The sequence below is a fragment of the Ureibacillus chungkukjangi genome, from assembly GCF_003217295.1.
Taxonomy (GTDB): Bacteria; Bacillota; Bacilli; order Bacillales_A; family Planococcaceae; genus Ureibacillus; species Ureibacillus chungkukjangi.
Genome location: NZ_QJTJ01000014.1, coordinates 61,833 through 81,447, shown reverse-complemented (window position 1 = coordinate 81,447; position 19,615 = coordinate 61,833). Strand labels below are relative to the sequence as shown.

General features: G+C 35.5%; 19 protein-coding genes and 1 riboswitch. Of the genes, 10 read left to right on the top strand and 9 right to left on the bottom strand.

The genetic code is table 11. The annotated features are described in order from the left end of the window. Positions 1-405 precede the first annotated feature (405 nt). From BJ095_RS11450 to BJ095_RS11440, 3 genes are all read right to left on the bottom strand, one after another. A complete protein-coding gene (locus BJ095_RS11450; RefSeq protein WP_107935292.1) occupies positions 406-1,647 on the bottom strand; it encodes an aminopeptidase in 1,242 nt (413 codons plus the stop codon). Positions 1,648-1,767: 120 nt separating this feature from the next. Continuing rightward, complete coding sequence (locus tag BJ095_RS11445) at positions 1,768-2,304, bottom strand: ribonuclease H-like YkuK family protein (protein WP_107935291.1); 537 nt, start codon at positions 2,302-2,304, stop codon at positions 1,768-1,770. A gap of 261 nt (positions 2,305-2,565) precedes the next feature. Then, positions 2,566-3,615: a tartrate dehydrogenase gene (locus tag BJ095_RS11440; protein ID WP_107935290.1), complete on the bottom strand. Its 1,050-nt coding sequence runs from the start codon at positions 3,613-3,615 to the stop codon at positions 2,566-2,568. A gap of 116 nt (positions 3,616-3,731) precedes the next feature. Between BJ095_RS11440 and BJ095_RS11435 the strand changes: the two genes are divergently transcribed. Both BJ095_RS11435 and BJ095_RS11430 read left to right on the top strand, forming a co-directional pair. After that, complete coding sequence (locus BJ095_RS11435) at positions 3,732-3,977, top strand: hypothetical protein (protein WP_107935289.1); 246 nt, start codon at positions 3,732-3,734, stop codon at positions 3,975-3,977. Positions 3,978-4,143: 166 nt separating this feature from the next. Continuing rightward, on the top strand, positions 4,144-5,151 hold the full coding sequence (locus BJ095_RS11430; RefSeq protein ID WP_107935288.1) for a 2-hydroxyacid dehydrogenase: 1,008 nt from the start codon (positions 4,144-4,146) through the stop codon (positions 5,149-5,151). Between the two features lie 77 nt (positions 5,152-5,228). On the opposite strand, the gene BJ095_RS19070 is transcribed toward BJ095_RS11430, so the two are convergent. Then, positions 5,229-5,369 carry a hypothetical protein gene (locus BJ095_RS19070; RefSeq protein WP_181418051.1) on the bottom strand — a complete coding sequence of 47 codons (141 nt, stop codon included), beginning with the start codon at positions 5,367-5,369 and terminating at the stop codon, positions 5,229-5,231. Positions 5,370-5,509: 140 nt separating this feature from the next. Here BJ095_RS19070 and BJ095_RS11425 point away from each other — a divergent pair, with 140 nt between their 5' ends. Continuing rightward, positions 5,510-6,703 (top strand): aminotransferase-like domain-containing protein, encoded by a 1,194-nt coding sequence (locus BJ095_RS11425; protein ID WP_107935287.1) that lies wholly within the window; start codon positions 5,510-5,512, stop codon positions 6,701-6,703. A 158-nt stretch (positions 6,704-6,861) separates the two neighbouring features. Here BJ095_RS11425 and dapA read toward each other — a convergent pair whose 3' ends face one another. Continuing rightward, on the bottom strand, positions 6,862-7,746 hold the full coding sequence (gene dapA / locus BJ095_RS11420) for a 4-hydroxy-tetrahydrodipicolinate synthase (protein ID WP_107935286.1): 885 nt from the start codon (positions 7,744-7,746) through the stop codon (positions 6,862-6,864). 200 nt (positions 7,747-7,946) lie between these two features. Further along, a riboswitch (Lysine riboswitch) is annotated at positions 7,947-8,127 on the bottom strand. Positions 8,128-8,420: 293 nt separating this feature from the next. Between dapA and BJ095_RS11415 the strand changes: the two genes are divergently transcribed. Both BJ095_RS11415 and BJ095_RS11410 read left to right on the top strand, forming a co-directional pair. After that, the gene (locus tag BJ095_RS11415) at positions 8,421-8,627 is read left to right on the top strand and encodes an alpha/beta-type small acid-soluble spore protein (RefSeq protein ID WP_107935285.1); all 207 of its coding nucleotides are present in this window, start codon (positions 8,421-8,423) and stop codon (positions 8,625-8,627) included. Between the two features lie 216 nt (positions 8,628-8,843). Next, positions 8,844-11,186, top strand: coding sequence for a bifunctional 2',3'-cyclic-nucleotide 2'-phosphodiesterase/3'-nucleotidase (locus tag BJ095_RS11410; protein WP_107935284.1), 2,343 nt, complete (start codon positions 8,844-8,846; stop codon positions 11,184-11,186). A gap of 56 nt (positions 11,187-11,242) precedes the next feature. Here the strand turns inward: BJ095_RS11410 and BJ095_RS11405 are convergent, their stop codons facing one another. Continuing rightward, positions 11,243-11,578 (bottom strand): hypothetical protein, encoded by a 336-nt coding sequence (locus tag BJ095_RS11405; RefSeq protein ID WP_107935283.1) that lies wholly within the window; start codon positions 11,576-11,578, stop codon positions 11,243-11,245. Positions 11,579-11,686: 108 nt separating this feature from the next. Then, complete coding sequence (locus BJ095_RS11400) at positions 11,687-11,968, bottom strand: hypothetical protein (protein WP_107935282.1); 282 nt, start codon at positions 11,966-11,968, stop codon at positions 11,687-11,689. 147 nt (positions 11,969-12,115) lie between these two features. Here BJ095_RS11400 and BJ095_RS11395 point away from each other — a divergent pair, with 147 nt between their 5' ends. The 3 genes from BJ095_RS11395 (at position 12,116) to BJ095_RS11385 (ending at position 17,071) form a co-directional block, all read left to right on the top strand. Next, the gene (locus BJ095_RS11395; protein WP_107935281.1) at positions 12,116-13,291 is read left to right on the top strand and encodes a DHH family phosphoesterase; all 1,176 of its coding nucleotides are present in this window, start codon (positions 12,116-12,118) and stop codon (positions 13,289-13,291) included. 192 nt (positions 13,292-13,483) lie between these two features. Then, positions 13,484-15,889 (top strand): EAL domain-containing protein, encoded by a 2,406-nt coding sequence (locus BJ095_RS11390; protein ID WP_181418050.1) that lies wholly within the window; start codon positions 13,484-13,486, stop codon positions 15,887-15,889. A gap of 123 nt (positions 15,890-16,012) precedes the next feature. Continuing rightward, the gene (locus BJ095_RS11385; protein ID WP_107935279.1) at positions 16,013-17,071 is read left to right on the top strand and encodes an LLM class flavin-dependent oxidoreductase; all 1,059 of its coding nucleotides are present in this window, start codon (positions 16,013-16,015) and stop codon (positions 17,069-17,071) included. Between the two features lie 63 nt (positions 17,072-17,134). Here BJ095_RS11385 and BJ095_RS11380 read toward each other — a convergent pair whose 3' ends face one another. Next, a complete protein-coding gene (locus tag BJ095_RS11380; RefSeq protein WP_107935278.1) occupies positions 17,135-17,791 on the bottom strand; it encodes a hypothetical protein in 657 nt (218 codons plus the stop codon). Positions 17,792-17,989: 198 nt separating this feature from the next. On the opposite strand from BJ095_RS11380, the gene BJ095_RS11375 reads away from it, so the two are divergent. Then, positions 17,990-18,760, top strand: coding sequence for a DUF4097 family beta strand repeat-containing protein (locus BJ095_RS11375; RefSeq protein WP_107935277.1), 771 nt, complete (start codon positions 17,990-17,992; stop codon positions 18,758-18,760). A gap of 33 nt (positions 18,761-18,793) precedes the next feature. Beyond that, positions 18,794-19,333: a GNAT family N-acetyltransferase gene (locus BJ095_RS11370; RefSeq protein WP_107935276.1), complete on the top strand. Its 540-nt coding sequence runs from the start codon at positions 18,794-18,796 to the stop codon at positions 19,331-19,333. A gap of 52 nt (positions 19,334-19,385) precedes the next feature. Here BJ095_RS11370 and BJ095_RS11365 read toward each other — a convergent pair whose 3' ends face one another. Further along, positions 19,386-19,562 (bottom strand): DUF1540 domain-containing protein, encoded by a 177-nt coding sequence (locus tag BJ095_RS11365; protein ID WP_107935275.1) that lies wholly within the window; start codon positions 19,560-19,562, stop codon positions 19,386-19,388. Between the last annotated feature and the right edge of the window lie 53 nt (positions 19,563-19,615).

Below are 19,615 nucleotides of genomic sequence, written 5' to 3'. Positions count from 1 at the left end.
CAGATGTATCTCCGTAGTGGACACTGTTAGAACAAAGTGTAACATAGTTTTGTAGATTAAGAAACATGAAATTACTAGAAAATTTAAAAGTGACGAATGAAGGGTGTGTTGAGACTCTGTTTTAATAATGAATTTTAGTTAAAACCGAACATTTTATTTTAATTTTTAATTAAAATTCGTGTTTTTGTGGATTGTCATAGTTTCTGTATAACGGACTAAATGATGAGATGTAATAGATACGATTCAATCCTTAGAGAGTTGGAAAGGGAATAATGCCTATTTCGATTTAAATCGCAAAAATAAAACATTTCTCGGGAAATATATCGACACCTTCCTACAAATTCGTATAAAAAAGCGCCGAATGATGACCATTCAGCGCCTTTTAAAGCTTATATTAATAATGTATTAGATTGCCCAGTCGCCATTACGGAAGATTGGAACAATAGTACCGTCTTCTTTGATGCCATCGATATCCATGTTAGCTGAACCAATCATGAAGTCTACGTGAACTGTTGAAGTATTCATACCGTTTGCACGTAATTCCTCAGGGCTCATTTTTGTTCCGCCTTCAATTGTAGTTGGGTAAGCAGAACCAATTGCTAAGTGATTTGATGCATTTTCGTCGAATAAAGTGTTGAAGAATGTGATACCAGATTGTGAAATAGGTGATGGATCTGGAACAAGTGCTACTTCACCTAAGCCAGTACCACCTTCGTTATCAAAGACTAATTTTTTGATTGCTTCGTCGCCTTTTTCAGCTGAGATTTCAGTAATCTTACCGTCTTTGAAGTGTACTTCAATCCCTTCGATTAAAGTACCTGCATAGCTAAGCGGTTTCGTGCTTCGAACAACACCGTCCATACGGCGTGTGTCAGGAGCAGTGAACACTTCTTCTGTAGGCATGTTAGCAATAAACTCATCACCCTTTGGATTGTAGCTTTCTGCACAAGCCCAAATATGGTTTTTAGGTAAACCTAAAGTTAAATCTGTACCAGGAGCAGTATAGTGAATTGCATCGAACTGGATTTCATTTAACTTATTGGCTTTTTCGTTTAAGATTTGTTTGTGCTCATCCCAAGCAGCAATTGGATCTTCTTCATACACTCGGCAAGCTTTAAAGATTTGATCCCATAATGCATCAACCTGTTCTTCGCTTGTAGCAAGGTTATGGAATACTTTTGCTGCCCAGCCTGCTCCAGCTGCAGCTGCAACTGTCCATTTTAAATCATCATTTTGTGTTGCTTTACGCTGTGCATGGAATACTTTACCTGCAATGTTTTGGTAAGCAGCAATTTTTGCAGGGTCTGCTTCATTTAGTAAGCCAGGGTCACTCGATACAATTGAAAGTCTGCTCACATGATGATTTAAAACATGATCTTCAGACTCATCGATTTCATATTGAGGAATGTCTGTTAAAACTTCAGTTGGTTGGTTTAGATAGTGCAATTTCGTAATTTCATCATCAGACCATTTAATGATGACTTTTTCGGCACCTAATGCATAAGCTTCCTTTGTCACTAAACGTGCAAGAGGGGCTTGATCAACCGTGATAGTCATTTTAACCCAGTCACCAGGCTGAACATTGATGCCCTTTGCAGCTAATAACTTCGCGTATTTTTGTAGATTTTCCTCAAAATTTGCTAACATATTTAATTCCCCCAATATTATTCTTTCAATCTTAATATTATCACAATAGAATGAAAACTTAATAACTATGTGTCTAATATTATGAAAAATGCATCACAGGTGATTTAGTCTTTTCTACACTTATTTAGTAAACCGATTTGCGTAGCTGCTGGCTACAAATGAGTCTGGTTTTATTTTAGGCTTCAATCCGATTGTATTTATGCGTGACATCATTTCTTTTACAAAAATACTCGTTTTGTTTCTTTTTCCTGAGCCTATATCAATATGGCCTTCGATTGAAAGACTTGCTCCTTTATAGATGTTAGGAAGTACAATGTCTATTAAACTGTCTTTTTTCTCATCGGTGAAAAGGGCTACTACTTCTTCTGTTAAGGTAGTTTCATAAGAGATTCGTTCATAGAGGTTGGTCATTCTTCTTGGAATAGTGACTTTTCGGAAGCATGCCCAAACACCTTTTCTTTCTTGTTGGATGACGATGCCTGTTATAAATCTTGTTTCTCGACTAAACACTTGCGAATCGGTCCCAAACATTAATTTGAAATTTCCGGTGGGATCTTTCTCCATAAACTGTTCAATATTACGAAAAACCCTTTCAAAAGACATGTGTTTATGACTTAAATTTTGAAAGGTAATATCAGATACATAATCCTTTATCATTCTTCCTACCTTTCTCTTCTTAGTCGATTACTATAGCTTATTCATGTGAATGAAAAAATAAGAGTAATTTCTTAAAGCAAAAAAGGAAATTCAGCTTTAGTGGCTCGATTGATCCGGATGACTGTGGAGATGAAATAAAGGTGAATTTTTTTTATTGCGAGAGGTGTAATCACAAAATACGCATGAATGCCATTGAAACTTTAAAAGATAATTAAATTTAAAGCCCAAAAATCACAATTGGATTTTTGGGCTTCTACATTTTTATAGAGATTGTAAAATTGAATTTTTCACTTCAGTAAGGGAAGACGCTCCACCTAAGTCACCGGTTTTCACACCAGCTACTAAAGATTGTTCGATTGCATTTAGTATGCGAGCTCCTGCTTCTTGATGTCCCAGGAAGTCGAGCATCATTTTACCAGTCCAAACTTGGCCAATTGGGTTGGCAATGCCTTTACCTGCAATGTCTGGTGCTGAACCATGAACCGGTTCGAACATTGATGGATATTCCCGCTCGATATTTAAATTGGCAGCAGGGGCAATACCGATACTTCCCATAATTGCACCGCCTAAATCAGTTAGGATATCACCAAATAAATTCGAAGCAACAATTACATCAAATGCTTGTGGCTTCATGACAAAAAATGCAGCTAAAGCATCGATATGGTTTACTGCCGTATCGATATCAGGATAATTTTCTTTCACTTCATTAAAGACTTCATCCCAAAATGGCATAGAGTATGTTAGCCCATTTGATTTCGTTGCACTTGTTACATGCTGACGAGAATTTTTCGCTAGTTCAAATGCGTAATGCATTGCTCGCTCAGTTCCTTTTCGAGTAAAAACAGCATTTTGAATAGCGATTTCATCTGCTCCACTATGCATCCGGCCGCCACTATCAGAATACTCGCCCTCTGAATTTTCACGAACTACTGTAATGTCGAAGTTCTCAGGATTTTTTAAAGGTGATTCAAGTCCAGCTAAAAGCTTAGCCGGTCGAACATTGATGGACTGCTTCAAGCCACGGCGTATTTTAATCAATAATCCCCAAAGTGAAATGTGATCAGGGACAAGCTCAGGCATTCCTACTGCACCTAAAAAGATTTGATCGAATTGCTTTAATGTTTCAAGCCCATCCTCAGGCATCATTTCCCCATGCTCTAGATAGTAATCACAGCCCCATGGGAAGTAAGTCCATTCAAATTGGAAGCTCCCATCAAGCCTTGCAACTTCATCAAGCACTTCTATGGCTGCTGGTACCACTTCTTTGCCTATGCCGTCTCCAGCTATAACCGCAATTTTATAAGTTTGCATTGTTAACTCTCAATCCCTTCACATTAAACTATTCTCCTAAAATATAGCATAAATACTTGGGAAAAGTAGGGGGACAATAGTATAAGCTGGTAAATTAAGAGGGAGGAATGGTATTGATGGCAATGTGTCCTTTATGTAATTCACTAAAAGTGCTAGAGGTTGATTGTCCCAAGTGTAATACTCGCTTAGATGATTCAGGGAAGGTATCGGACTATTTAGATCCTTATGGTCACTATAACGATGAAGAAACCGTTAAAATGGGAGACGGTTATCCGAATACAGCCAAAGATCAAATTTGTCCTCATCTAATGGTTTGCAACCAATGTGGATATGATGTAGTAAAGTTTATTCAGGAAGAATAGGGACGCGGTTCTATTATGTTAGAACCGAGTCTTTTTCTAGGGTAAGTAAGTTTAGTCATATAATTACTAGGGCATAGACCGTTAAATTGATTCACTTGAGGAAAAGTAATAAAATAGTAGAATATAGAAAATTCGTAAAACTTTACTTGTGATGGGGGGTAATTTAATGAAAGTATTAGTAATTGGAAATGAGGATAGATATAAAAAGTATATGCCCAATAATGAAATTATTAAAAAGGCTGAAATTTTCTATTTTCCAATTGGCACAAGTGATGAAGAACTAATCGAAAAGGGAAGAGATTCCGAAATTATATTAGCAGATGCTATTGCACAAGTCAGTAAAACCCTCATTGAAAATTTACCAGATTTGCGCCTTATCCATTCTGAAGGTGTTGGCTATAACGCTATTGATATTCAAACGGCGAAGGAACGCGGTATTTATGTTTGTAATAATAAAGGAGTTAACTCAGGGGCGGTTGCAGAACAGACAATTCTACTGATGCTGGGATTATTAAGGAATGTTGCTTCTGGAGACCGAAGTGTACGTGAGGGTAAACAATTGCAAACAAAGGAAAAAGCTATGATTGAAGGTATTACAGAAATTGCTGATTGTAAAGTTGGTCTAATTGGCTTTGGAGATATTGCAAAGGCAGTAGCGAAAAGGTTAGCTTCCTTTGAGAGTAATCTTTACTATTACAGTCGAACACGTTTTGCCAAAGAAGTGGAAGATCAACATCAGGTTACCTACTTAGAGCTTGAAGAGCTAATAAGTACATGCGATATCATTAGCATCCATGTGCCTGTAACAGAAGAAACAACAGCTATGGTTAACCAGGAATTTTTGAAAAAGATGAAGAAAACGGCCTTTCTTGTTAATACAGCAAGAGGAGAAATTGTAGATAATGAAGCAATGAAAGAAGCATTAATCCAAGGTGAAATTCAAGGTGCCGGCTTTGATACGGTTTATCCAGAACCGACCACTAAGGTCAACCCTTTAGTTAATCTTCCAGCTGATACAGAAAATAAGGTTTTATTTTCTCCTCATATTGGCGGTATTTCGACTAGTACGTTCTTCAGAGCACATGAAAATATTTGGTCTAATGTTGAAGCGGTTATGAATGAGCAAAGACCCAATTATGTTGTAAATGGAGTTTTGAAGATTAAACGAAATTAAATAAGCAACACATAAAAAAAGGACTCTTCACAAAAGAGACCCTTAAGAAAAAGCATTTCTTCTATTTTTAGATTTAACTATTTCTTTTTTTTCTTTTGTGAAGCATTTTTCTGTGCAGCTGCAGCAGCATTTACATCTTGCTCTACTGCAATCTCTTCGAGGTTATTCGCTTTTTTGTCTTTTTTGCCTTTCTTAAGGGGCTTATTTCGCTTTGCCATAAGTTATCACCTCCGATTCTATTCTGCACTAATCAATTAGAGAATAGACGCGATGAATTAAAAAAGAGAAAAAATTTTTAGGTTATAATGAGTAGGATGAAAGTATTGATTTATAAGGGATTTTTGAAAGGAGATTTACAATGTATAAGTTCGCAAACCGTATGGGGGAAGTATCTTCAAGTGCAGTCCGAGAAATTTTTAAGGCAATGGCAGATCCAGAGATGATTTCATTTGGTGGGGGAAGTCCTGCAAATGAATCTTTCCCAATCGATGAAATTAAAGGGATTACCGACAAATTACTATCAGAAAACGGACACCAAATTCTACAATACGGAATTACTGAGGGCTGGAAACCTCTAAAAGAGGCCTATCTAAAACATATTGTTCACCCAAAAGGAATAAAGGGGACAGTTGAGAATGTAATTGTGACTACTGGTGCCTCTCAAGGAATCCATTTGTTAGCAGATGCTTTTCTTGAGCCAGGGGATGTAGTGCTAGTAGAGTCACCTACATTTTTAGGGGTATTTTCTACATTCAATAAGTACTTTGTAAAATCAGTGCCTGTTGAAATGGATGAGCATGGTTTAGTAATGGAAGATTTAGAAGCAAAGATAAAAGAACATAATCCAAAGATGATTTACACGATTCCTACTTTCCAAAATCCAACAGGTCGCACTTTACCTTTAGAGCGTCGTAAAAAAGTTGCGGAATTAGCTTCACAATTTAATGTGATTGTTTTAGAGGACGACCCTTATTGTGATCTGAGATATTCAGGAGAAGTGTTACCGGCTATTAAGACGTTCGACCAAACAGGTCACGTTGTACTGTTAAATAGCTTTGCTAAAATCATTTCTCCAGGATTACGTGTGGGGACAGTATTAGCAGAGGCAGAAATCATTCAAAAGCTAACTGTAGCAAAACAAGGTGCAGATACACATACTGCAACTTTAACGCAGGCCATTTGTGCAGAATTCCTTGAGCAAGGTCTATTACCAGACCATTTGAAAAAAATAAATGCAATGTATGCTGAAAAATTACATACAATGATTACGAGTATTGAAAAGTACTTCCCAGAAGGAACGAAATTCACAAAGCCAGAAGGTGGGCTATTTATATGGGTAGAGCTCCCAGGTGAACCGGATGTGCTCGCCTTATTTGAAAGAGCTACATCAGAATCCAAAGTCGCCTTTGTTCCAGGAATTCACTTCTGTAAAAATCCAGATGACGGTATCAAGCACCTACGCTTAAACTTCTCATCCAGTACTCCTGAAAAAATTGAAGAAGGTATTAAAAAGCTAGGGGAGTTATTTACAAAGGATTTTGAGGAAAGATAACCCAAAGAGGTTTTTAGTACTGCCAATATCAAACCAGACAAAGAAAGCATTGAGTTATTCTTTGTCTGGTTTTTGCTATATATTAAGGAAATTTTGTAGTAATCAAATTGAATTTGTCATGAAAAAACAGGATTATTAAGGATCCTGTTTAAAATATATTACATATTCACTTCTTCGAAAGAATTTAATATTGCTTGTAATGAAGCTAATTCTTCGTTGTTTAATGGAATCATTGGTAAACGTACGCCACCGACTTGAATCCCGTTAGAATTTAATGCTGCTTTTACTGAAGTTGGGTTTGGTGTTGCAAATAGAGCTTTCATGATTGGTAACAGTTTACGGTGGTCACTTGCAGCTCCAGCTAAGTTGCCATTTTGGAATTTTTGAATCATCTGTTGCATTTCATTTCCGATAATGTGTGCCGCTACAGATATTACACCAGTACCACCAATCGATAGGGTAGGTAAAGTTAAGCCGTCATCACCACTATATAAAGAAAAGTTTTCTGGTGTTTTCTCAATTATTTCAGCCATCGCATCCAGATTACCACTTGCTTCTTTAATCGCTACAATATTATGAATAGCTGATAGTCTAATTACCGTTTCAGGAGTTAAATTTACAGCACTACGGCCAGGAATATTATAAAGTACAATTGGCAAAGATGTGCTTGCAGCAATTGCTTTAAAATGCTGGTACATTCCTTCCTGTGAAGGCTTGTTGTAGTATGGTGTTACTAGCATGATGCCATCAACACCTGCATTTTCTGCTTGTTTTGTTAAAATAATTGAATCTCTCGTATTATAAGAGCCAGTGCCTGCAATAATAGGTACTCGACCGTCTACTACCTTTACTGTAAATCTAAATAGATCAAGTTTTTCTTGTTCACTTAAAGTAGGAGATTCTCCTGTTGTACCCGAGACAACTAGTCCATCACTACCATTAGCGATTAAATAGTTAATTAAGTTTTTTGTAGCATTCCAATCAATTTCACCGGACGCATCAAATGGCGTCACCATAGCAGTTAAAATTTTTCCGAAATTCATTACTTCTCCACATCCTTTTATTTTTTAGCAGAAAAGAAAGACATAAGCTTCTTTTCTCCTTTTGAGGCAACTAATGTTTTCGAAATTTCGATAACCATTAGCTTTCTAAGAAAATAGAGGGAGAAGGGCGTTAAGATAAGTAAACGCAAAAAAGCAACAACGAGGGTTCGTTGTTGCGAAGAAATAAAGTTCATTTCCTTGCGTAAGATAGCCCTCCATATAGAAATCTATATGACAGTTCTGCATTTCTTCAATAACAGAACCAGCTCGTGAGATAATGAGATTCTCAAAAGCTTCGGCAAATTCCCCTTTCCACAATCGTCTTTGGATCTCATAATCCTCTTACTGTGTACTGATGGTTTTTGCTCCTCTATCCTTACTTCAAAAGTTCTTGAAATAAGTGATTATTTAATTAATTAACATGATACGCTTTTATTAAACCAAATGCAATACATTTTGTGTAAGTTTTTAGAATTTTTAGCTTATACTACTTTCTGAATCCAATAAAATAAAGTATGTAGAAAGCAGTTTTTCATTATATAGAGTAAAGGAATCAAAGCTATTTTCTTTTTGTTATTTTAATACAAGGGAAAATGATACTATGTAGGAATGTTTAGCAACGTATTTAAGGACACCTCCTAGACCATTCTAAATTTACGAAGGAGGTGAGAGATATGGCTTCTGAAAGAAGTTCAAACAAATTACTCTTCCCGGGTGCTGAGGCAGCAATGAATCAAATGAAATTTGAAATTGCTCAAGAGTTTGGTGTAAACCTTGGACCAGAAGATGCTGCACGTGCCAATGGATCAGTTGGCGGTGAGATTACAAAACGCCTTGTTCAAATGGCGGAAGCACAATTAAAAGGACGTTCAGGTCAATAAAATTAAAATAAATCAATACAAGTGACTGAGGGCTGATACAAAAATTATTTTTTGTGTCAGCCTTTAAATTTATACATATTTAAATGGAGAATATATTAAATATATGTAAAAAAACTCCCTTTTTTCAAAAAAATATAAAAATTGCTATATTTATATTTTGTTTTTTGATAAAATTCTATTGATTTAGAATTTTGTTAATTAGGAGATGAGTTTTTAATGTGGAAGAAAGTTTCCGCCTCTGCTTTAGCCTTATCACTTGCAGTCTCAGGATTTGCAAATGTAAAGGAAGTAGACGCAGCAAAAGTTGATCAAGTAACAAGAGGAGAATACGTAAAAGCTGTAATTGATTCAATGGGAATTGAATTAGGAACAGGAAAAACAGTGAAATTTAATGATGTTCCTGCATCATTAAAACCTTACGTTGAAAAAGCAATTGAATTAAAACTCATCGATGGAAAAACAGCAAAAAGATTCGCGCCAAATGCAAACATCACTCGTGAAGAAGCAGTTGTCGGTCTAGTAACGGTTATAAAAGATAACAAAACATACTCAGAGGATATCTTAAAGCAGTACAAAGATATCAATTCTGCTAAAAAAGAAAACCTTGATGAGCTAGCAAAAGCTGTTTCATTAGGCTTATTAAGTGGGTACACAGACAAAACCCTAAAGCTTAAAAATGTATTAGCAGATAGACATTTAGATTTAATCCTGGAGCGGTTCTTAAAAGAATATAAAACAACTGCATCATTACGGATTTTAGGTACATCAGATATTCATACAAACATTATGAATTATGACTATTACAAAGATACAGAGTCTAATAGTTTAGGACTTGTAAAAGTAGCAACACTAATTAAAAAAGCTCGTGAAGAAAACAGTAATTCATTATTATTCGATAATGGGGATGCGATTCAAGGTACTCCACTTGGGTCTTATAAACAAGCTGTAGACAAACTTGTAGAAGGTGAAGATCATCCTTCTGTAGCAGCGATGGAGTATTTAGATTATGATGCAGCAACACTAGGAAACCATGAATTTAACTATGGTTTAGATTTCTTTGATGAAGTTGAAGATGATGCTGACTTCCCATATGTAAATGCAAACATTCGAAATGCATCAAGCGGCGAATTTATGTATACTCCATTTGTCATTATTGAAAAAGAAGTAGTAGATTCAAAGGGGAATACTTCAACTGTTAAAGTTGGGGTAACAGGAATTGTACCTCCACAAATTTTAAATTGGGACAAGTCTCATTTAGAAGGGAAAGTAACTGTTGATGATTCTGTACAAGCAGTAGAGAAGCTTATTCCTGAAATGCAAAAAGACGGAGCAGATGTTATTGTTGTTCTTTCGCATTCGGGCTTAGGTGACGCGACACATACTGTTGGTGAAGAGGATATATCTTACCTTCTAACAAAGGTTGAAGGTGTAGATGCGATAATTTCTGGACATGCTCACGGAGTATTCCCAGGTTCAGTTGACGCTTCTTTAACAAATGTTGATATTGAAAAAGGTACTATGAATGGTGTGCCTATCATTATGCCTGGTAAATACGGAAGCCACTTAGGTGTTATTGACCTAACTCTAGAGCAAAAAGGTGAAGAGTGGGACGTAGTAACTGGTACAGGAGAAGTACGTGCAATCGCTAAAGACTCTTCGGATGTAGATGCAGGTTTAGCAGCTGCTGTAAAAGAAGCACATGAAGGAACAATTGAATATGTTCGTCAACCAGTAGGAAAAACAAGTGCAGATATTCATAGTTATTTCTCACAAGTATTAGATGATCCTTCAATTCAAATTGTAACGAATGCACAAACTATTTATGTAGAAAATAAAATTAAAGGTACTGAATTTGATAGCCATCCAGTTCTTTCTGCGGGAGCACCATTTAAAGCAGGTACACGCAGCGACCCTGAGTACTATACGTATGTACCAACGGGTGAATTGGCTATCAAAAACGTAGCTGACCTTTACCTATACGATAATACATTAGCAATTCTGAAAGTAACTGGAGCTGATGTTAAAGAGTGGTTAGAAATGTCAGCAGGTCAATTTAACCAAATCGATGCAAGCAGTTCTAAAGAACAACAATTAATCAATACCGATTTCCGTTCATATAACTATGACGTTATTGATGGAGTTACTTATGAAATTGACGTAACAAAACCAGCTAAATACGATCCGAACGGTAATTTAGTAAATGAAGGTTCATCACGTATTGTAAATTTACAATATAACGGTCAACCAATTGATTTAAAACAAGAATTCATTGTAGCAACAAACAACTATCGTGCAAACGGTACATTCCCTGGGGTGCGTAATGCATCTTATGTAGAAGTATATCCAGATGAGAATCGTCAAGCGATTATCGATTATATTATTGCTAACGAAACAATCGATCCATCGGCAGATAATAACTGGAAATTTGCTGCACTTCCAACAACTGCAAATGTTGTTTTCGAATCATCGAAAAAGGCTGTAAACTCAATTCCAGAAGGAAGCACTATTAAATATTTAGGTGATGGTACTGATGGATTTGGTAAGTATTCAATTAATTAATCATTATTTTCTTCAATGCTCCACATAAGGGAAACCTGTGTGGAGTTTTCTTTTGTTTAAGGTTGACGTCCTTTTAAGTCTTCGATTTCTTTCATTAAATATTGAATTTGTTTTTCTAATTCATTAATTCTATCATCGTTAGCACTAGTACCGGTTCCCTGTGGTTCGTCATCAATGATGATATCTCGTTGGAACTTCTGTAGGGCTAGAAAGGAAGCTGCTGTGGACATAATCCCGCCAACAGTCTGAATCACTCCAGCTAGTGTGCTGAGCTTAGCAATGAATTCTTCCTCACTCATGACTGAATTAGCATTGTCCACATTAGTTTGCAGTTGATATTGAGATTGAATTTGATTTCGATTTTGACCTTGGCTTTGATTTCTGTTTACCATGCTATGCTCCTCCTTTCCCCTCAGCTCCTCATTGTATAGTATGAAAAAAATGAAAAAGGGTAAGTGACAGTTGGTAAACAAATCAATTTTTCATTTAATATTAATTTTCTACTTATGTAAAATAAATGAAATGGCAGTTGTACATAAGGATTTAATGCTTGAAAAGAGTGTTTTGAAAATAAAAGAAACACTTTTAGCTAAAAATAAGCGAATAGGTTTATAGACAGTTGCGATAACCATTAGTAATAATAGGTAAAAATATATCGACGTTACATTGGGCTGAATTGAAATAGAATCTAATAATGCAACTACAATGGAAAAACAAAAAATGCCTAGAAGAATTACCTGTGTAATTTTAGTTTCCTTTATACGTGTTTGAGGTTTACTCATTGGTGTCATCCCTTTAGTTGAAATTTGAACAATATAATTTTTTACCTAAAGATAGAAATATATACTCTATAAAAATTTAAGAGAGGAAGATTTTGAAAGGACTTAATTTATTCAATAAAAACCATACTACCGCTTGAGGTGAAAGAAATGTACAAACTATTAACCCATAATGATTTAGATGGAGTAGGCTGTGGTATTTTAGCTAAACTAGCATTTGGACCGGATGTTAAAGTTCGCTATAATTCCGTTGCTTCCTTGAATCGAGAAATTGAATTTTTTCTTGAAAATGATTCAACTGAAACATATTTATTTATAACGGACCTATCGCCAAATGAGGAAAATGTAAATAGATTAAATGAATATTACGAAAAACATGGGAATATCCAATTGATTGATCACCATAAATCAGCATTGCACTTAGATGATTGTAAGTGGGGCTATGTAGTAGTAGAAGATACTTTAGGAAATTTAACTTCTGCTACCTCATTGTTTTATGAGTATTTGGTCTCCATGAACTTTTTGGAGGCAAATACGGCGTTATCGGAATTTGTTGAGCTGGTAAGGCAATATGATACTTGGGAATGGGAGAAGAACGAGAATCAAAAAGCTCATTCACTAAACTCGCTTTTTTACTTAGTTTCTATAGATGACTTTGAAGAAACAATGATTGAACGTCTCTCATCAGCTGAGCACTTTGATTTTGATGCGTTTGAAAAAAGATTGCTGAATATGGAAGAAGATAAAATTGAACGATATATTCGTCGAAAGAAAAGAGAAATTGTCCAAGCAAAAGTTAGAAATCATTATGCTGGTGTTGTTTATGCAGAATCGTATCATTCCGAGCTAGGAAATGAATTAGGAAAAGAATATGCTCATCTAGATTATATAGTGATACTCAATATGGGAGGAAAAAGAATCTCCTACAGGACAATCCACGACCATGTAGACGTATCTGAAATTGCGGGACATTATGGTGGGGGAGGGCATCAGAAGGCATCGGGCAGTATATTAACTGACGAAGCCTATAAACACTATGTTCTAGATACTTTTCCTCTTGAATCGATACAGGAGGATGCTAAAAGAAATCGCTACAACGTAAAGAATTCTACTTTTGGTTCCCTATATAAAAATCGAAAAAATGATATTTTATTTATTTTCCCTAAAAAAGAGCTGTGGATTGTCGAAAAGAATAATACAGAAGTAAAGCAAAGCTTTTCCAATTTTGAAGCAGCCGAGTCATTTGTTAAGCGGAATTTTGAAGCGGCGTTAGTAAAAGATGACTTATTTGTTGATTATCTAATTCAAGAAGTAAAGAAAAAATAATGGCTTGAACCTGAAGGAAGGAGATTGTTTTTCTCCTTCTTTTTGATTTTGGGACTTTTGTAGTTTTTATTTTCAAAATAAAACGAATACTTATTGATTAGAATGGGGGAAGTTGGATGTGACTTTCGTATTGCTGATAAGTTATTATTAAGTATGAAAAATATAAAATACTATTTAGTGAGTGAGGAAGATATGGAAAAAAATATAAAGGGGATTCTCGATAAGCGAGAACAATTGTATCAGCTTTTTAGCCTGCAAAAAGATAATATTATTGTGACGGACCAGGCAGGAATTATTACATATATAAATAGAAATACTGAAAAGTTGTTTGATGTAATGGCTAAGGATGTACTTAATACATCGATTACAAAGTTAGTTTGCGATTTTTCCACTAGTACTGTAAGAAACCATTGCAATCGGCCTGTATTTACAGGGATAAATGAAGTAAAGCTGGAGGTACAGTCGCAACACATAACCGTAGAACAAGAGCAATTAGAAATATTACTTATAACAGAGGTCACAGATAATCATAGAAAAAACATATCCGACGCCAAGAAAATTGATTTTATAGATAAAATTAAAAACCTTCAAAATGGTATTTTTACAATGGCTAAAGATGAAAACGGGCAATTTGTTTATACGATGTCTATTGGAAAGTTATTGGAAGATATCGGAGCATATGATGAGAGATTGAGAAATCATACTCCCTTTGAAGTTTTTCCTAAAGATATTGCGTTTATAAAGCATTCTCATTATGAAAAAGCATTTCAAGGAGAACGTGTAAACTATGAAATCGATATAAAAGGAAAGTATGTTTATGTAGATGTAGTGCCTATTAAGAATGGAAATGAAGTTACTGAAATCGTAGGCACAGTACTTGATATTTCTGAATTAAAATCTACTCAAGAAGAGCTCCTATTAAATCAGGAGCAATACGAATCCTTAGTAAAGCTTAGCCAGGATTTTCTTGTAGTTTTCAATAAAAACGCAAGGATAGTTAATATGAACCCGAAGGCACTGGCACTTTTTGAGCTTTCAGAGCAGGAAAGTACATATGAAAATATTGAAAAAATCTTATTACACACGTGTGCAAACTCTATTAATGGTTATCTAGAAGAGGCTTTGGCAGGAAATATACAAAATTTCGAAATTGATTTCCGAGATAAAAATTTAAATCAAATTTATCTAAATGTTATGATATTGCCAGTCATCATAGATAATCAGATTCAAGGGGTTTATATGATTGGGAAGGATATCTCTGAGCAAAAAAAGGTTCAAGATATGAATGCATATTTAGCTCACCATGATGAGCTAACCATGCTGCCAAATAGAAGATGGATGGCCTCAAAAACAAGAGAAGCCTTACAGCAAATCAATAGTAAAAGTGATGAAATGCTTGCAATATTATTAATTGATTTAGACCGATTTAAATCGATTAACGATACACTTGGGCATCAAATTGGTGACCAGCTTTTAAGTGAAATGGGTAAACGAATATTAGCGAGCATCAACATCGAAAAACACTTTGCTTGCCGTATGGGAGGGGATGAATTTTTGATTCTATGCTCAGGCATCACGGCTGAAGAAGAAGTGATTACGATAGCTGAAAAATTTCTAGAGCAATTAGTAAATCCCTTTTATATTGAAGAATACGAATTATTAATCACTGCAAGTATTGGGATCTCCCTGTACCCAACAGGTGGCATGGATGCAATTGATTTAATGAAGAATGCTGATATTGCTTTATATAAAGCAAAGGATTTAGGGCGTAATATGTATCAAATTTATGATCCATCGATGAATAAGAGAAGTTATCAATCATTCCTTATGGAGAGAGATTTACGTAAGGCGATTATGAATGATGAATTCATTGTTCATTTACAGCCTCGTGTAGATGCAATAACGCAAAAAACAGTAAGTGCGGAGGCGTTAATTCGATGGATGCATCCAGAGTTAGGACTAGTTTCTCCTGGAGAGTTCATTCCTCTTGCTGAAGAGACGGGTTTAATTATCCCAATGGGGAAATGGATGAAGCGAAAGGTTTGTGAAAAATTAGTTGAGTGGAGAGAAGCGGGTATTCCACTTGTTCCAATCAGTGTCAATATTAGCTCACAACGTTTCCTACAAAAAGAATTTGCATCTGAAATTCGTGATTTACTTAGAGAATTTCAACTAGAAGGTAAATGGCTTGAAATTGAAATTACTGAAAACTCCATTATGAAAAATGAAGAAACAGTATTTAAAACAATCCGTGAATTAAAGGATTTAGGTGTAAAAATTTATATCGATGATTTTGGGACAGGCTATTCCTCCTTCAATTATTTGAAAACCTTCCAGCTAGATGGTGTTAAAATTGATCGCTCCTTTATCCAGAACATTTCATCAGAATCAGAAAACGCAAGTATTACAACTGCAATGATTAAAATGGCCCAGCATTTGAAGCTAGAGGTAATAGCAGAGGGTGTTGAAACAAAAGAAGAGTTAGAATATTTACTTGAGCAAAATTGCCACTATATTCAAGGATTCTATTTTGGTAGACCATGTGCTACAGAAGAATTCGAGAAGAGGTTTTTAAAAGGCGCGTTAGTTGTAAAATAAATACACGAAAATTGAAACATCTTCCACTATTCATGTATCATTAATTTCGAGAATAATTATAGAATATGGTATTTCCATAGTAATAGGTAATTATTACAGGAAATAAGGAGTGGAGTGTAGAAGATGGAAATTGGGCTAACTACCTTTGTAGAAACAACACCAGATGTAAAAACAGGTAAAACAATTAGTCATGCAGAACGTATTCGCGAAGTAATAGAGGAAATCGTGTTAGCTGATGAGGTAGGACTGGATGTCTATGGAGTTGGGGAGCATCATCGAAAAGACTATGCATGCTCTGCTCCGGCTGTCTTACTCGCAGCAGCTGCTTCACGTACAAAAAACATTCGATTATCGAGTGCTGTTACTGTTTTGTCTTCTGATGATCCAGTTCGTGTTTTTCAAGAGTTTTCAACAGTAGATGCTATTTCAAATGGTCGTGCTGAAATTATGGCAGGGCGTGGATCTTTTATAGAATCATTCCCATTGTTTGGCTACGACCTTAAGGATTATGATGAGCTCTATGAAGAAAAGCTAGAGTTATTATTACAGTTAACTAAAAATGAAATCATCAACTGGAAAGGGAAGCACCGAGCAGATATCTCAAATCGTGGAGTATATCCTCGACCTGTCCAAGAGACTTTACCTGTATGGATTGCTAGTGGTGGTACCCCTCAATCAGTAGCGCGTGCAGGTTACTTAGGCTTACCTTTAGCCTTAGCCATCATTGGTGGAAGTCCATTACAATTTGCTCCACTTGTTAACCTATACTATAGAGCCGCAAAGGAAGCGGGTCATGATCCATCTAAACTTACGGTTGCATCCCACTCCCATGGTTTTTTAGCAGATACAACAGAGGAAGCAATCGAAAAATTCTTCCCGCCAACACAGCAAGCCATGAACGTTTTAGGACGAGAACGCGGATGGGGACAATATACTCGTGAATCCTTTGACCATGCTCGTAGCATAGAGGGGGCCCTTTATACAGGCGATGTTAATACTGTAGCTGAGAAAATTATCCTACTACGTAAAAAAGTGGGTATTACACGCTTCATGCTCCATTGCCCAGTCGGCTCAATGCCCCACGCAGACGTGATGAAATCCATCGAACTATTAGGAAAAGAAGTTGCTCCAATCGTTCGTGAAGAAATCCAACGGTGGGAAGCAGCAGGCAAACCACAATAAGTTTAAGAAGCTGCTAAGAGGAAAACCTCAAGCAGCTTTTTTCATTGGGGTGACCTAATCCTATTATTTCTCGGTTAAATTATATTGAAACAGCCACTTTTCTGTGTCCATTAGTTCCTCTTGAGGGACGTTGGTGCCGTTTCCTAGAAAGACTATGGTATCATTGACACCGACAACCATTACTTCTAATTCAGAATCTTTGTCATTTTTCTTATAGACATCGCCAATAATAGGTAGTAAATCGTTAAAGTTATTTGCTTCATCAGTGAATTCATTGTTGTCAACGGTAGGTCGATCGCGATATTCGATTGGATTACTTTTTTCATTTCGGCCAGGCACCATCAGTAGATATTCGTTATGCTTGATGCCATTTGAATCATTAGTGATTACACCTTTGTTTTCAACAGAAGAAACGACCTCAATGGAATTTAATGTGTAGTAATCTAATATATCTGGATTAGGATTAGTGATTAATACATAATCATCAACCTCTGCCTTTCGTTCTTTAGACAATGTATAAACCTTTTTGTTGAAAATAAAGCTATCCTGTTCTTTTGGCTGGTACTTTTCAATTTCTGCCGCACTTGATAAGACTTGAGTTAAATCACGAAGTCTAATGAGATGAACTGATTTCTTGTACATCGGCTTTACAGCATAGACCTTATGCAACTCATTTTCAAAATACACAAACTGTCCCTTTCTAACTTGAAAGAGTTTCATGAACAACTCTCCTTAAATTTTATCTGTATTTCCAATTAGCATGTTCAAATTAGCTATAAATATAATGACGAAATGAATAGTGTAGTGGAAGCTACGTCTCTAGACTTAGAGTAATTTACATTAAAGGGTCATTATATTTAACTTATATACCCTGTATCATTGGTTTTAAGTAAACATTATGGAAAGGAACGTGTTAAAGTGGAAAAAAAGAAAGTTTTTATATGGGTAGCTTTAATTGCCATTATTGCAGTAATTGTCTTCAATCTTTTTAGTAATGGTAAGCAAGAAGACATTATAATTGATAAAGAGTTCTCTAATGTTGAGATTGAAAGTGACAATGCGGAAGTTCGTTTAATGTCTATAAATGATAATGATGCCTCAATAGAATTAGAGAATAATGAAAAAAATCGTTATACTTTAGATGTAAAAGTAAAAGGAAAAACGTTAGAAATTGACGTAAATCGAAAAGGTTTTAGATGGTTTTCTTTTGATTTCTTTTCTAAATCTCCTGTAGTCATTGTTGGTTTACCAAAAAATGAATACGGAACAATTAAAATAGAAACAGATAATGGAGCGATCAAGGTATCAGAAATTGAATTAAAAGAACTATTGGCTGATACGGATAATGGAGAAATCGATATAAAAGAAGTAGAAAGTGGAAAAATTGCTGTAGAAACAGATAATGGAGATGTCCTAATAGAAAACAGCTCAGGAGTTATCAATGGTCAAACCAATAATGGGGACGTTACAGTGATGAATGATAGTATCGATGCGCCAATGGATTTGGAAACAGACAATGGTGAAATCCTTGTGAAAACAAAAGGCGAATCTAAAAATTTACAATATAATGTGAAGACTGATAACGGAAAAGTTAATATTTATGGTCAATCTACAACTGATAAGGTTATTGGCGATGGTAAAATTATCATTCAGTTAGAATCAGATAATGGCAATATTACGATAGAATAACAGGTTATTGTTCTTGGTAGGAGGGCACTAAAAATGTGTGAAATCGAGATAAGAAGACCAAAAATCGATGAGCAAAATCAAATTTATGAATTTTTCAATTTAGTAATCACCCACACTTATCAAAAAGAAGGTTTATCAGAGTTAAAAGATGAGCTGAATGATGAAATAGAAACGAAGAAAAAATTCTTAGCAGATGATTTTGCGAGCAAAGGTGGAAAACGATTTTTCTTATTTGCTTATGATGAAAATCAAATTATTGGTTCGATAGCATATGGCGAGCCTAACTCAATTCTTGTTGAAGTAACTAAAGGGCAGCTCAGACACATACCTGAAGTAGGCTCTATGCTAGTTCACCCTCACTATCAAAATCAAGGAATTGGAAATATGCTGCTCCAAGCAATTTACCAAGCTTTAAGAAATAAGGGGATTTCGGAATTTTGCTTTGACAGTGGCTATCAACAAGCACAAATCATTTGGACTAAGAAGTTTGGTACCCCACTCGTGTTTCTCGAAAATTATTGGGGTGAAAACAGTCATCATATGATTTGGAGAAAAAATTTAGCAGATGTTTGAATAACATAAAAAGAGGCTCAAGTATAAGTTTGAGCCTCTCCTTGTATTTCGTTTAAGAAATAATATCATCATCTTCTTTTTTCTCAAATGTCTTGCAATCTGTTTCTTCACTTTTTGATGCTTCATCAGTGTTACGACTAGTAACAACATAGATACTCGCTGCATCACATTTATTACCCGAAGCCCAATATGTACAGCTATCTACTTCACAAAGAACATCTGTAGCCATTATAAACACCTCCCTTAAATCTAATATTTACCAATTAATTTCTTTTGATACAA